11 protein-coding genes are annotated in these 14,711 nt (G+C 51.5%); 8 read left to right on the top strand and 3 right to left on the bottom strand.

Annotated features, from left to right (window positions below):
• Positions 1-49 precede the first annotated feature (49 nt).
• Both DWZ03_RS07905 and DWZ03_RS07900 read left to right on the top strand, forming a co-directional pair.
• Entirely contained in the window at positions 50-1,129 is a 1,080-nt protein-coding gene (locus DWZ03_RS07905; protein ID WP_005825248.1) for a Kelch repeat-containing protein, read from the top strand.
• Between the two features lie 25 nt (positions 1,130-1,154).
• Positions 1,155-1,487 carry a DUF4907 domain-containing protein gene (locus DWZ03_RS07900; RefSeq protein ID WP_120129525.1) on the top strand — a complete coding sequence of 111 codons (333 nt, stop codon included), beginning with the start codon at positions 1,155-1,157 and terminating at the stop codon, positions 1,485-1,487.
• Here the strand turns inward: DWZ03_RS07900 and DWZ03_RS07895 are convergent.
• On the bottom strand, positions 1,484-2,431 hold the full coding sequence (locus tag DWZ03_RS07895) for a hypothetical protein (protein ID WP_120129729.1): 948 nt from the start codon (positions 2,429-2,431) through the stop codon (positions 1,484-1,486). The two genes, DWZ03_RS07900 and DWZ03_RS07895, sit on opposite strands and share 4 nt — an antisense overlap.
• Before the next feature lie 189 nt (positions 2,432-2,620).
• Here DWZ03_RS07895 and lpdA point away from each other — a divergent pair, with 189 nt between their 5' ends.
• Complete coding sequence (gene lpdA, locus DWZ03_RS07890; RefSeq protein ID WP_120129523.1) at positions 2,621-3,979, top strand: dihydrolipoyl dehydrogenase; 1,359 nt, start codon at positions 2,621-2,623, stop codon at positions 3,977-3,979.
• 34 nt (positions 3,980-4,013) lie between these two features.
• Positions 4,014-4,436: a DUF2007 domain-containing protein gene (locus DWZ03_RS07885; protein ID WP_057097314.1), complete on the top strand. Its 423-nt coding sequence runs from the start codon at positions 4,014-4,016 to the stop codon at positions 4,434-4,436.
• An 8-nt stretch (positions 4,437-4,444) separates the two neighbouring features.
• On the opposite strand, the gene DWZ03_RS07880 is transcribed toward DWZ03_RS07885, so the two are convergent.
• Positions 4,445-5,716 carry a M1 family aminopeptidase gene (locus DWZ03_RS07880; RefSeq protein WP_120129520.1) on the bottom strand — a complete coding sequence of 424 codons (1,272 nt, stop codon included), beginning with the start codon at positions 5,714-5,716 and terminating at the stop codon, positions 4,445-4,447.
• Between the two features lie 168 nt (positions 5,717-5,884).
• On the opposite strand from DWZ03_RS07880, the gene dacB reads away from it, so the two are divergent.
• Positions 5,885-7,324, top strand: a complete 1,440-nt coding sequence (gene dacB, locus DWZ03_RS07875) for a D-alanyl-D-alanine carboxypeptidase/D-alanyl-D-alanine-endopeptidase (protein ID WP_120129726.1) — start codon at positions 5,885-5,887, stop codon at positions 7,322-7,324.
• A gap of 97 nt (positions 7,325-7,421) precedes the next feature.
• On the opposite strand, the gene DWZ03_RS07870 is transcribed toward dacB, so the two are convergent.
• A complete protein-coding gene (locus tag DWZ03_RS07870) occupies positions 7,422-8,333 on the bottom strand; it encodes a helix-turn-helix domain-containing protein (protein WP_117588942.1) in 912 nt (303 codons plus the stop codon).
• 222 nt (positions 8,334-8,555) lie between these two features.
• Between DWZ03_RS07870 and DWZ03_RS07860 the strand changes: the two genes are divergently transcribed.
• Genes DWZ03_RS07860 through DWZ03_RS07850 form a run of 3 tightly spaced genes read left to right on the top strand, consistent with a single transcriptional unit; the run spans position 8,556 to position 14,327 of the window.
• Positions 8,556-9,662, top strand: a complete 1,107-nt coding sequence (locus DWZ03_RS07860) for an efflux RND transporter periplasmic adaptor subunit (RefSeq protein ID WP_009037532.1) — start codon at positions 8,556-8,558, stop codon at positions 9,660-9,662.
• 37 nt (positions 9,663-9,699) lie between these two features.
• Positions 9,700-12,879, top strand: coding sequence for an efflux RND transporter permease subunit (locus tag DWZ03_RS07855; RefSeq protein WP_120129517.1), 3,180 nt, complete (start codon positions 9,700-9,702; stop codon positions 12,877-12,879).
• Positions 12,880-12,920: 41 nt separating this feature from the next.
• Positions 12,921-14,327, top strand: coding sequence for an efflux transporter outer membrane subunit (locus tag DWZ03_RS07850; RefSeq protein WP_120129514.1), 1,407 nt, complete (start codon positions 12,921-12,923; stop codon positions 14,325-14,327).
• Positions 14,328-14,711 lie beyond the last annotated feature (384 nt).

Below are 14,711 nucleotides of genomic sequence, written 5' to 3'. Positions count from 1 at the left end.
TTTGGAAAGTGGGAAGTATAAAGCTTAATCATTAAAAAAACAATAAACAATGAACAGACTATTGGTAGGAATAATGTTGCTGGCCATCGTGTGCATTGCCGGCAGTTGTACGGACGAGGATGAATACACTCAGGGGCAGTGGATGAAGAAAGCCAGCTATAACGGTGTGTACCGCGCTTATGCCTCCGGCTTCACCATCGGCAATTATGGATATTTGTGTGGCGGCTTCTACGGAGCGAACAAGGATTACCTGAACGACCTTTGGGAGTATGACATGAGCCGGAACAGCTGGACGCAGTGTGCCGACATGCCCGTTGCCGGGCGCAAGGCTGCTGTGGGCTTTGCCGTGAATGGCAAGGGATACATTACGACCGGTTCCGTGAAGGACGGCTCCTCGTCCTACTGTGTAGCAGATACCTGGGAGTATGACCCTGCCACGGATACCTGGACACGGAAAGACGACTTCAAAGGCGGGGTGCGCGACGGTGCCCTGGCTTTCAGTATAGGCGGATATGGCTATGTCGGTACGGGCTGCAACAGCGACGCTACCGGCAGCGAGAGTGCCTACAAGATGGACTTCTACCGTTTCAACCCCAATGGCGCCGAAGGTTCGCAATGGGAAGCGGTGAGCGGGTATGGAGGCGAGAAGCGCTACTTCGGTACGGCATTCGTCATCGATGAGGTGGCCTACATCTGTTGCGGGCGAAACAACAGTACTGACCTGGTGGATTTCTGGAAGTTCGACGGAAGCAACTGGACCCAGTTGCGTGACATTGCCGATACGGACTCCGACAATGACTATGACGATGACTACGCCATCACACGGTCCGAAGCCGTATCCTTCGTCATCGGTGGAAGGGGATTTGTGGCTACGGGAATACGTAACAGCACTTCCTTGAGCAGCGACTACTGGCTGTACGACCCTGACAAGGACTTATGGTACGGCGATTCCGATGACGACTTTACCCCCATTACAGATGTACATAATTATCCTTCCGGCGCTTCTTCGCGCAGGGCTGCCGTTGGTTTCTCTACCGGCGAACGTGGTTTCGTGCTGACGGGAACAAGTGGTACCAGCTACTTTGATGATGTGTACGAACTTCTACCCGATGAGGAAGAGGAAGTCTGATTCGCCCCATAACTGAACGGAACTTATGAAGCTGATGTTTATTATGATAAAGATAGGTGTACCGGCTGTGATGGCGGTATGCCTTTCTTGCTGTTCGGGTCATACTGCCGGCGGTGGCAATGAGTTGAAATGCCGGGTGATGGAGGTGGAAGGCGGTTACGGCTACGTGGTGCTGCATGGAGCCGATACCCTGATATATCAACCTTTTATACCTGCTTTGAGCGGTCGCCTGCCGTTTGCCACAAAGGCGGAAGCGCTGGCGGCCGGCCGGTTGGTATGCCGTAAGCTTGCCGATGGGCGAGCTCCGGCATTGAGCAGGGAGGAGGTGGAGTCTTGTCTGACAGACACCGGACTCTAATCTTCTAAAGAATCCTTTACTTCGTGATGTATTTCCGAGCAGTCATAAGGGTATCTCTGCATGAATTTACCCTTGAGTACCTTCTTTGTATCGCTACCGGGACGTGAAAGAGTGGCGGTGAATGTCACTTGAAGCCGTTTGTAGTAGATGGTTGAAGTGTATATGTTCCATTTCATGCCCACTATATCCATTTCAAAATGTTTATATCTCAATTCGTCTTCTTTGTAGTACTTGCCTTGGGCAAGGAAGAATAGCTGTTGTTGCCCCATCACCACCTTCCCGTCTTCTATACGGTCGGGCAGGCAGATGCTGCGTTTCTTCGGGTCTATCCAGTTGAAGACATCGTTGGAGTGGTCGTTGAGCAAGAATGCGTATTCTGTCCATTTGTTGATGAACGGATAATGGTCATGCTTTCCGGTTGTGTTGCCCATAGTTTCATCTTTATAGGTACTCTTGTCGGGTTCCGTCCCGGCTTCTTCCACCCTGTCATTATTTCCCACGCTGTATTCAATGGATTCTATCTGATAGAAATTCTCGCATGGCGCTTGCCGTATGGTGATTTGTTCTTTGTAGAAGCCCGTCTTCATCTCAAGGTTGAGGATAAGCCCGCGTTCTTCTCCGTCGAAATTATCTTCAGTCTTTAGTGTGAGCTGGGTTTCGTTCTCGCGGGTGAGGTCAAACCAGCGGAAGTGAAGGCTTCCCAAGCCTTCCAACTGTAAGGGGCGGTTGTTGGTGTCTACCATTGTGGTTCCGCCAAGGGTGGTGATGGAGGCAATGCGCCAGTTACTGCGTGTCAGGTCTATCTGCAGGGTGGAGGCATCGCCGTCCATGGTAGTTTCCTGCATGGGTGAGAGGCGAAGGTCATCGTCGTTGTTGCAAGCAGCCAGGCCGCAAAGAAAAAGAGCGAACAGAAGGATGGGTTGGAATAAGTCAGTCGTTTTCATGTTGGTTATTATTTGATTTATGTCCATTGGACGTGGCATTCTTTGTAAATGCTGCACGACAAAGATAATTATTTCCTCTTTACGCTGTATTCTCCGAAAGAAAGAAGTGTTCTTTTTTGTCGGATAATACGGGTTTTATTAACTTGCGCACAAATTATCGCTAATCATTAACCACTAACCATTAATTCCATGAAATACCAAGTTGCCATTATCGGTGGAGGTCCTGCGGGATATACTGCTGCCGAAGCTGCCGGAAAAGTAGGATTGAGTGTCGTACTATTTGAGAAGCAGAGTCTCGGTGGAGTGTGCCTGAATGAAGGGTGTATCCCTACCAAGACCTTGTTGTATTCGGCCAAGACCTATGACGGAGCCCGCCATGCTTCGAAGTATGCGGTCAGTGTGCCCGAAGTATCGTTTGATTTGCCCAAGATTATTGCCCGCAAGCAGAAGGTAGTACGCAAGCTGGTATTGGGAATCAAAGGAAAGCTGACTGCCCATGGTGTGACGATTGTCAGCGGAGAGGCCACAGTGACGGACAAGAATCATGTGGAGTGCGGCGGAGAAACCTACGAATGCGAGAACCTGCTGCTCTGCACCGGTTCCGAAACCTTTGTCCCTGCCATTCCCGGCATAGACAAGGTGCCTTACTGGACCCATCGTGACGCGCTGGACAACAAGGAACTGCCCGCTTCGCTTGCCATCATCGGCGGCGGTGTCATCGGTATGGAGTTCGCTTCTTTCTTCAACAGCCTGGGAGTGCAGGTAACCGTCGTCGAGATGCTGGACGAGATACTGGGAGGCGGTATGGACCGAGAGCTGGCGGGTATGCTCCGTGCAGAGTACGCCAAGCGGGGAATCAAGTTCATGCTGAGTGCAAAAGTAGTGTCTGTCATGCCGGATACTGCCGAAGCTTCTTCCCTTATCCAGGTGAATTATGAAACAGCCGACGGTCCCGGTTCCGTCGTTGCCGAACGGCTTCTGATGAGTGTCGGGCGCCGTCCGGTAATGAAAGGCTTCGGATTGGAGAATCTGGGCTTGGAAAGAACGGAGCGCGGAAATGTCTTTGTCAACGGACAGATGCAGACTTCAGTTCCCGGAGTATATGCTTGCGGCGACTTGACGGGATATTCCTTGCTGGCGCATACAGCCGTCCGCGAGGCAGAAGTAGCCATACATTCCATCATTGGCAAGAAGGATGCCATGAGCTACCGTGCCATCCCCGGCGTGGTATATACCAATCCCGAAATAGCCGGTGTGGGCGAGACAGAAGAATCCCTGCAGAAGAGAGGCGTTGCCTATCGTGCCGTGAAGCTGCCGATGGCGTACAGTGGTCGCTTTGTAGCAGAGAATGAAGGAGTGAATGGCGTCTGCAAGTTACTGTTGGGCAGTGACGATACCGTATTGGGGGCACATGTCTTGGGTAATCCCGCTTCGGAAATCATCACGCTGGCAGGCATGGCTATTGAACTGAAACTTACTGCCGATGAATGGAAGAAGATTGTCTTTCCGCACCCCACGGTGGGAGAGATATTCAAGGAGGCATTGTAGAACCCATGACTATTGTTTCATATAAACATAAAAGATGAAAACCGTAAAGCTAATCACCTGCGACGATGCCTTTCAGGCACATGTTATTCAGGGTGCCTTGAAGAATGAGGGCATTGCGTCTGTTTTGCATAATGAAAACATGTCTTCCGTGATGCGCGGATATGTCCGTGATGTCACGGGAGTGGATATATTTGTCTATGAGGACGAATATGACAATGCCCTCCGTCTGCTTGAACGGAACCAGATGATTCCGGAACAGTTGAGGTACTGCCCCCATTGCGGTTCGGATGAGATTAAGTTTGTGCTGAAGAAGAGCCATCGGGTGCGTGCTGTGGTGGCTGCTGTTATTGCGGCATTGTCGGCCGCACCTCCGGGCACTGAGCATTGGGAGTATGTATGCAGGAAGTGCGGCACTCATTTTGAGAAGCCGGTGGCGAAAGGAACAATTGAAGAATAATCAGGTGTTTATTCTTTTAACCGCTTTTCAATCCAGTCCCGGTTTTTACGTCCCAATCGGCTTTCCGCAAAATCCAGGAAAGCCGATGTGTCTGTTATATGGGCTTGGATGACACCTGCCAGAAAGTTGAAGAAAGGTTCTTCACCCACCCGGACAAGCAGGTCGGCGAGTAGCACTGACCCTTTCCTATAGAGGGCAAGATGCGCTTCGCGGTCGTTGCGGTCAATACCCCAGATAGGACGGATATGGCGTGTTTCCTTACGGTAGGCGTCGATGTAAGCGGCATAGGCTTTTTCGCCGCGGGCGTGGCGTATGTATTGCAAAGCACTGAATTCGGCAAAAGATTCGTTCAGCCAGTCGTGCCAAGATTCCACCGGAGCCTTGTTCCACCAGAAGTGGCCGATTTCGTGGGCGGTGTTCTTGAGTACATATTCATTGAATGTTCGTGAACTGAGCATAATGAAATTTTTACGGCTGTACCCTCCTGAGGTGCCGGAAGCTGAAAGCAGGAATTTCATGTAAATATCCTCATCTCCCGCAATTTTATAAAGGTGTCGGAAGAATTTCAAGGCATTGTGGCAACATTGAAGTGCCGAGTCTGCACCGGCATCCGGGAAGTCTGTATAGATAAGTTCAATGGTAGTTCCGTTATCATTGATGCGGCGGCTTTTCAGCATGGGTGAAGCCAGGATAACATTGTCGAAATTCTCCCAAGGTTGCTTCATTTCCCACATCCCTTCTTCTGTATGGGAAATAATACCTGAGCCGCTCACCGTATAACCGTCAGTGATGCCGATTCGTAAGTGCGAATAATCTGCCCGGTTACCGTTGCAGACAGGATACCATCCCGTATAGTAACCAAGTTCAATCCAATGGTCATTGAATGATTTTGCAGGGCCCTGCACTTCCTGCATGTAGAGTGTGTAACGGGTATTTATGCGGCAGCGGTCATCGGCTCCTGCCGGCCGGTAGAGGGTCAAGGTCCGTCCGTCGGGAATGAATTGGGCAGGTGCCGGGGCAAGCGTATCGAAACGGTAGGTTATCTCCCGGCTGCTGTGGCGTAGTGTGTCGATACGGGCATGGCGCCATAGTACCAACGAGATTGAGTCACTGTCCTGGAAATCAACTTCAAACGAACCGCCTACTTCGACCTGTCGGTTCGGTACATCAATCTGTACGGTTAAGTCATAACTGACAATGCGCGGAGATTCTTGTGCCCGAAGCATGGGGGAGAAAAGGAGGCATATTGTAAAGCTGGCAATTGTAAGTTGTAGTTTCATGGTACATCAATTTTAGAGTGATAGTAACTGGGAGATTTTGCCTATGTAAAAGTAGTATTTTTAAAGGAATATTAAGATGGATGGCTGGATATAATTTATGAAAAGACTACCTGGTTATTGTTCATTTGTAAGATTGTCGTACTTTTGCCTTTAAAGATAAATATATTTATGAAAAGGATATTGTTGCTGTTAATTTTATCCGTCTGCCTGCTCCCATTGTGGTCCCAAGAGACGGTAACTCCGGTGAAGCCGCTCTCTGCGCGGATTGATGCGTTGATAGAACACAAACTTCCCGCAGGCTCTAATGTGGCCATTTCGGTCTATGACCTGACTGCCGGCAAGCCCTTGTACGGCTATCAGGCGGACAAGCTTTCCCGTCCCGCTTCCACTATGAAGCTGCTGACCACCATTACCGCCCTTTCCCGTCCCGAAGCCGACGAGCCGTTCCGTACGGAAGTGTGGTATCAGGGAACCATTGAGCGCGATACCTTGCAGGGGAATATGTATGTGATAGGCGGTTACGACCCGGAGTTTGATGAAGAGGCATTGGATTCCCTGGTGGCTGCCGTGGCCCGTTTCCCCTTCTCTGTCATCAAAGGCAAGGTGTATGGAGATGTCTCCATGAAAGACTCCTTGTACTGGGGCAGCGGCTGGTTGTGGGATGATACTCCCTATTCCTTCCAGCCCTACCTCTCACCGCTGATGCTGAATAAAGGAGTGGTGAAGGTTACCGCCACACCCGGCGAACGGGGCGACAGCGCACGCCTTGAATGCACTCCCGCCTCTTCCTATTATACACTGACGAACAAGACCCAAAGCCGTACCCCTTCTGCCGGACGTTTCCGTGTGTCGCGCGACTGGCTGGTGAACGGGAACAACATCACCGTGACGGGCAACGTCGATGCCCGCCGTGCAGGTACGGTCAATATATTTTCTTCGCAGGACTTCTTCATGCATACCTTTATGGAACGGTTGCAGGCACGAGGCATCCGGTGCATTCCGGCGGTAGATGCGGAAGTCTCTTACCTCTTCGGCGAGTTCCGGCAAGACAGTCTTTCCGTGCGGATGGCTTCCTATGAAACTTCCGTGCAGGATGTGGTGAAACAGATAATGAAGGAGAGCGATAATCTCAATGCCGAAGCCATGCTCTGCCGGTTGGGTGTGCAGAGCAGCGGAAAGAAGCGTGTCTCTGCCGAGGACGGGCTTTCCGCCATCCGCATGCTGATAAAAGAGATGGGATATAACCCCGATAGGTATAATCTGGCAGATGGTTGCGGCCTTTCCAATTACAACTACATTTCACCGGAACTTTTGGTTTCTTTCCTGCGATATGCCTACTCGCGTACGGATGTTTTCCGGAAACTTTATAAGGCTTTGCCCATTGGCGGCGTGGACGGTACACTGGAGTTCCGCATGAAGAAAGGCACCCTTTCCCACAGAAATGTACATGCCAAGACGGGTTCCTTTACCGCCATCAACTGCCTGGTCGGCTACCTTAAAGCCCGCAACGGACACGAGATAGCCTTTGCCATCATGAACCAGAATGCACTGTCGGGCAGGGAAGCACGCGCTTTCCAGGATGCGGTGTGTGATGAAGTGATACGTTGAGGTTTAGCCATCGTAAAGTTGACCTTTAGCGTCGTAAAGTTAAGGTTTAGCTTCCTAATGCAGACCTTTACGGAGTGAGCCCCAAGAGTAGGGGAAATCATTCCTCTTTCGTATTGCGGTAGCGTGCCGGAGACATACCCAGATAAGACTTCACATACTTCCCGAAGAAAGACTGGTTGGGGAAATTAAATTCTTCTGCAATCTCCTTGATGGACTTGTCCGAATGCTTCAGCCGGTACTTGATGTGCTCGATGGCACTTTCGTTAATCAAGTCAAGCGGTGTACGTCCGCACGCTTGTTTGATAACCTTCGAAAAGTGTTTGGGGCTGTAGCAGAGTGCATCGGCATAATATCCTACAGAACGGTGTATGCCGTTGTCTTTGGACAACATCTCTATAAACTTACGCAGGATATAGTCGGACTGTTTGATGCTTTCTTTTGTATCGACTGTCATTTCGGAAGGATTCATTTCCTTGTTGAGACGACCCAGCATTTCACAGAAAATGGCCGAGAACAGGTATTGTATCACTTCCTTGTGGTAGTGATGAGGCTCGTCGTTTATCTTTGCCATAAGCAGTTCTCGGTAGAATTTGAAGATTTCCTTGTCCCCTTCCTCCCCGACAGACTTTATGGGACTGTTGTGGATATGCATAACGGTATTCCATGTATCCTTCTCCATCTTGACCACGCGTTGTAGGAACTGTGTGGAGAATGCGGCAAGCCTTATCTTGTGCTTTGGGCTTACCATCGCGTGGCTGATAATGGTATTGGGAAGGCCGAGCAGTAAGTCGCCTGCTTCCAGTTGGTAGGTTTTGTAGTTGACGTCCAACTGGATGCAGCCTTCTAGACAGATAGCGATAAGGAAGCATCCCAATCTTATTGTATCTTCATTGTAGGGGCTTCCCTCCAGACTGTTGATTATGACAAAGTCATTGTCTACATAGTCAAGGACATGTTCGCTGTTTTTAAAGTCCGCGATTTCTACGATTTTTATGTTCCCTTTCTCCATATTCTTCCTTTTTCGTTTTGCAAAGTTGGTGAATAATGGGAAATATGGGATGTTCCATTATGCGGCTTTCTTGTTCTATATATCATTTATAGACAATTCATTAGCCTTAAAAAAGATGAATGTCGAAAAAGGAACATCTTTGGAGTGTAATTGGTCATTATGGCGTTGTTCCTTTCTCCTACTTTTGCCACCAGTTTTAACAAAAAGACAATGAGAAAAAGTATGATTACATTGAACAGGAAATGGATACGGCTGATAGGGATTGTCGGTTGTACAATGTGTTTGGCATCTTGCAAGCAGGCATCGGATGCTTCCGGAATGAAACCTTCTTATGCTACCATGAAAGTGGAGGCGACGGACAAAGAGCTTTCCACTTCGTACTCAGCAACGATACGCGGACGGCAGGACATAGATATTTATCCGCAAGTGTCGGGTACCATCGAGAAGTTGTGTGTGACCGAGGGGCAGAAGGTGCGCCGGGGACAACTGCTTTTCATCATCGACCAGGTTCCCTACAAGGCTGCACTCAAAACGGCCGTTGCCAATGTGGAAGCGGCACGTGCCGCACTGGCTACTGCCGAACTGACTTATAACAGCAACAAGGAACTGTATGCGCAGAAAGTGGTTTCGGAATTCAGCCTGAAGACTGCCGAAAACAGCTACCTTACCGCCAAGGCGCAACTCTCGCAGGCCGAGGCCCAGGAGATAAGCGCACGCAACAACCTCTCCTATACGGAAGTGAAGAGTCCCAGCGACGGGGTGGTGGGGGCATTGCCCTACCGTGCAGGGGCATTGGTCAGCCCCAGCTTGCCGCAACCGCTGACAACGGTCAGTGACAACAGCGACATGTACGTTTACTTTTCCATGACCGAGAACCAGTTGCTTGCCCTGACCCGCCAATACGGAAGCATGGACGAGGCATTGAAGAACATGCCTCAAGCGGAACTGAGACTGAACGACAATTCCGTCTATGACAAGAAAGGAACCATCGAGTCCATCAGTGGCGTCATTGACCGTCAGACGGGTACGGTAGTGGCACGTGTGGTATTTCCCAATGAATCGCGCCTGCTCCACAGTGGGGCGTCGGGCACGGTGGTGGTGCCTACCACTTATAAGAACTGTATTGTGATTCCGCAAGAGGCCACCGTGCAGTTGCAGGACAAGACAGTGGTATATAAGGTAGTGGATGGCAAGGCCGTTTCTGCCTTGATTACCGTGGCCGGAATAAATGACGGACGCGAATACGTAGTGCTGGACGGACTGGAAGTCGGCGACGAGATTGTTTCCACCGGTGCCGGACTGCTGCGCGAAGGGACACAGGTGAAATAATGAACTGCTATTTATCAACTATCAATGACCCATTAAGATGAAAGGAAATATATTTATAAAGCGGCCGGTGATGGCTATCTCCATATCCGTACTGATTCTGGTGATAGGGCTTATCTCGCTCTTTACGCTGCCGGTGGAACAATATCCTGACATTGCGCCTCCCACGGTGTACGTCAGCGCCAACTACACCGGTGCAGATGCCGAAGCCGTATTGAACAGTGTCATCATGCCGTTGGAGGAGAGCATCAACGGTGTGGAGAACATGATGTACATCAGCTCTACCGCCACCAATGCCGGTTCTGCCACCATACAGGTCTACTTCAAGCAGGGCACGGACCCCGACATGGCTGCGGTGAACGTACAGAACCGCGTATCCAAAGCGCAGGGACTGCTGCCTGCCGAAGTAACGAAAATCGGTGTGACTACCCAGAAGCGACAGACCAGCTTCCTGCAAATCGGTGCTTTGGTAAGCACCGACGGACGCTACGACCAGACCTTCCTTGCCAATTACCTCGACATCAACGTGATTCCGCAAATCAAGCGTATCGAGGGTGTGGGTGATGTAATGGAGCTGGGCGATACTTACAGTATGCGTATCTGGCTGAAACCGGAACGGATGGCGCAGTATGGACTGGTTCCCTCGGATGTGACTGCCGTATTGGGCGAGCAGAACATCGAAGCGCCCACCGGTTCGCTGGGCGAAAATTCAAAGAACGTATTCCAGTTTACGATGAAATATCGCGGACGCCTGAAGAGTGTGGAGGAATTCCAGAACACGGTGGTCCGTTCGCAGAGCGACGGTTCCGTGCTCCGTCTGAAGGACGTGGCGGATGTGGCGTTGGGCACGCTGACTTACAGTTTCCGCAGTGAGATGGACAGCAAGCCGGCTGTACTTTTCATGATGTTCCAGACGGCAGGCTCCAACGCAACCGCCGTCAACAAGCAGATTACCGCACAGATAGACGAGATGAGGAAGAGCTTGCCCGAAGGGACGGAGTTTGTGACGATGATGAGCTCCAACGACTTCCTCTTCGCTTCCATACACAATGTGGTGGAGACGCTGGTCATTGCCATTATCCTGGTGATTCTGGTAGTGTACTTCTTCTTGCAGGACCTCAAGAGTACGCTTATACCGTCCATCTCCATCATCGTGTCGCTGGTCGGTACGTTTGCCTGCCTGGTGGCTGCGGGGTTCAGTCTCAACATCCTGACGCTGTTTGCGCTGGTGCTTGCCATCGGTACGGTGGTGGACGATGCCATCGTGGTGGTGGAGGCTGTGCAGTCCAAGTTCGACGCCGGATATAAGTCTCCCTACCTTGCCACGAAGGATGCGATGGGCGATGTGACGATGGCTATCATCTCTTGTACCTGCGTGTTCATGGCGGTGTTTATCCCCGTGACGTTTATGGGCGGTACTTCGGGTGTGTTCTATACGCAGTTCGGCATTACGATGGCAACGGCAGTGGGCATCTCCATGATTTCGGCATTGACGCTTTGCCCCGCCTTGTGCGCCATCATGATGCGTCCGTCGGACGGTACGAAGAGTGCGAAGAGCATCAACGGACGGGTGCGTGCGGCATACAATGCTTCGTTCAACGCCGTGCTGGGCAAGTATAAGAAAGGTGTCATGTTCTTCATCCGCCACCGTTGGATGGTATGGACTTCATTGGTAGCCGCCATCGTGCTGCTGGTCTACTTGATGAGTACCACCAAGACGGGGCTTGTGCCGCAGGAGGACCAGGGTGTCATCATGGTGAACGTCAGCACCTCGCCGGGCAGCACACTGGAAGAAACCACGAAGGTGATGGACAAGCTGGAGGACATTTTGAAACATACCCCTGAGATAGAGCACTATTCTAAGGTGGCAGGCTACGGGCTGATGTCCGGCCAGGGAACTTCCTACGGTACCATCATCATTCGTCTGAAGGACTGGAGTGAGCGAAAGGGAAGCGAACACACGTCCGATGCTGTGGTGGCACGCCTCAATGCCCAGTTCTACGGTGTGAAGGAGGCACAGATATTCAGCTTCCAGCCGGGTATGATTCCGGGCTACGGTATGGGTAACTCCCTTGAGCTGAACCTGCAGGACAGGACGGGCGGTGACAGAACGGTGTTCTACGAGTCGGTGATGCAGTTCTTGGGTGCCTTGAACCAGCGGCCCGAAGTGGCGATGGCGTATACCTCTTATGCCATGAACTTCCCGCAGGTATCGGTAGATGTGGATGCGGCCAAGTGCAAGCGTGCAGGCATCTCGCCGAGTGCGGTGCTCGATGCGTTGGGCAGTTATTGCGGTGGAGCTTATATCTCCAACTACAACCAGTTCGGTAAGGTGTACCGCGTCATGATGCAGGCATCGCCCGAATATCGTCTGGACGAGCAGGCGTTGAGCAATATGTTTGTACGCAACGGTGCGGAGATGGCTCCGGTCAGTCAGTTTGTGACATTGAACCGGGTGCTTGGTCCGGAGACGGCCAACCGCTTCAATCTGTATAGTGCCATCTCTGCCAACGTGAATCCGGCAGAAGGATATTCCTCCGGCGAAGTGCAGAAAGTGATTGAGGAAGTGGCGGAACAGACATTGCCGCTGGGCTACGGTTACGAGTACGGAGGTATGGCACGTGAGGAAGCCAATACTGGTGGTGCGCAGACTGTCTTTATTTATGCCATCTGTATCTTCCTTATCTATCTCATCCTGGCATGTCTTTATGAGAGTTTCCTGATACCGTTTGCGGTCATCTTCTCCGTACCGTTCGGGCTGATGGGGTCGTTCCTCTTTGCCAAAGTACTGGGATTGGAAAACAACATCTATCTGCAGACGGGTGTGATTATGTTGATTGGTCTGCTTGCCAAGACAGCCATTCTGATTACGGAGTATGCCATCGAGCGCCGCCGCAAGGGAATGGGCATTGTGGAATCGGCTTACTCGGCTGCCCAGGTCCGCCTGCGTCCTATCCTGATGACGGTACTGACGATGATATTCGGTATGCTTCCGTTGATGTTCTCCAGCGGTGCGGGCGCCAACGGCAACTCTTCGCTGGGTACGGGTGTAGTAGGCGGTATGCTTGTAGGAACATTGGCATTGCTTTTCGTCGTTCCGGTGTTCTACATCATTTTCGAGTATCTGCAGGAGAAAATCCGTCCGCCGATGGAGGAGGAAGCCGATGTGCAGGTATTGCTCGAAAAGCAGAAAAGTGAGGCCGAACGGGCGAAGAATTGAGTTTATGCAGAGGAAACGGAATAAAAAAACAGATTGGAACAATGAAGAAACATATCATCCTATTGTCCGCCGCCGGTTTGCTGTTCAGCAGTTGCGGCGTGTACACCAAATACAAACCCGCTACCGAGGTTCCCGACGGCCTCTACGGGGAAGAAACGGCCGCTTTTACGGAGAGCACCGACGGTTCTCCGGTGGCTACCGAAGACAGCCTGAACCGTGGCTTGGGCGGAATGGACTGGCGCGAGCTTTTCACTGACCCCCACTTGCAGGCGCTTATCGGGCAGGGGTTACAGAACAATACCGACTACCAGTCGGCACAACTCCGCGTGGAGGAAGCCGAAGCCACCTTGCTGTCCGCAAAGCTTGCTTTCCTGCCCTCCTTTGCCCTTGCACCGCAGGGCACGGTGAGCAGCTTTGACAGCCACAAGGCTACGCAGACCTATTCGCTGCCCGTCACTGCCAGTTGGGAACTGGATATTTTCGGCCGTATGCGCAATGCCAAGAAACAGTCGAAGGCGCTCTATGCGCAGAGCCGGGACTATCGCCAAGCGGTGCGCACCCAGCTCATTGCCGGGATAGCCAATACCTACTATACCCTGTTGATGCTGGACGAACAACTTGCCATCTCCAGGCAGACGGAAGAGACTTGGAAGGAAACCGTTGCTTCTACCCGTGCGCTGATGAATGCGGGCATGGCTGATGAGTCGGCAGTTTCGCAGATGGAGGCTGCCTACTATCAGGTGCAGGCTTCCGTGCTCGATTTGGAAGAGCAGATAAACCAAGTGGAGAACAGCCTTGCTTTGTTGCTGGCAGAGACACCCCGCCGTTATGAACGCGGTGTGCTGGCCGAGCAGCAGTTCCCCGCAGACTTTTCCATAGGAATTCCTGTTCAGATGCTTTCCTGCCGTCCTGATGTCCGTTCGGCTGAGCGGACACTGGAAGCGGCGTTCTACGGCACCAATGCGGCGCGCTCTGCCTTCTATCCCTCCATCACGCTGGGCGGGAGTGCGGGCTGGACCAATTCTGCCGGTTCAATGATTGTGAATCCCGGCAAGTTCCTGGCTTCGGCAGTGGGTTCGCTGACGCAGCCGCTCTTTGCCCGCGGGCAGGTCATTGCACAGTACCGCATAGCCCGTGCCCAGCAGGAGGAGGCTTCCCTTGCCTTCCAGCAGACATTGCTGAATGCAGGCAGCGAGGTGAACGATGCCTTGACTGCCTGGCAGACAAGCCTATCCAAAAGCGAACTGCTGGACAAGCAGGTAGCTTCCTTGCAGACAGCTGCCCGCAGCACTTCCCTGCTGATGGAGCATGGCAACACCACCTATCTGGAGGTGCTTACCGTCCGGCAGACATTGCTCAACGCACAACTGGCACAGACGGCAAATCGATTTTCTGAAATACAAAGCCTGATTAACCTCTACAAGGCGTTAGGGGGAGGTCAGGAATAGAGTGTCATCATACTACTCTCTCTGCATCTTCATTTTAAATGTGAAGGAAGGGCTGTCCGGGAAGTGATTCCAGGACAGCCCGTTTTCAATGAATAGGAGGGATCAAATGGAGGCAAGTATTTCTCTAGACAAATTATTGCAGTTTTTCACTCAATGCGAACGATAAGTGTTGGCTCGGTGAGAGATCGATTGAAGAAACTGAAAAGGAAACTGAAGCAAAAGATAGTGAGTTTACCGGTAAGAAGGAGGTTTTGCCAGGAATTGATGCAGGGATGTAGTAGGTACTGAAATAGCTTGTTGTTGGATCTATAGATGCAGCGTGTTCCATCTATATATGCAACGCGTTGCATATATAGATCCAGCAAACCGGAAATATACATGCAA

The organism is Bacteroides sp. AF29-11, assembly GCF_003602895.1.
GTDB classification, from domain to species: domain Bacteria; phylum Bacteroidota; class Bacteroidia; order Bacteroidales; family Bacteroidaceae; genus Bacteroides; species Bacteroides uniformis.
This window is presented reverse-complemented; position numbering and strand designations above follow the sequence as displayed.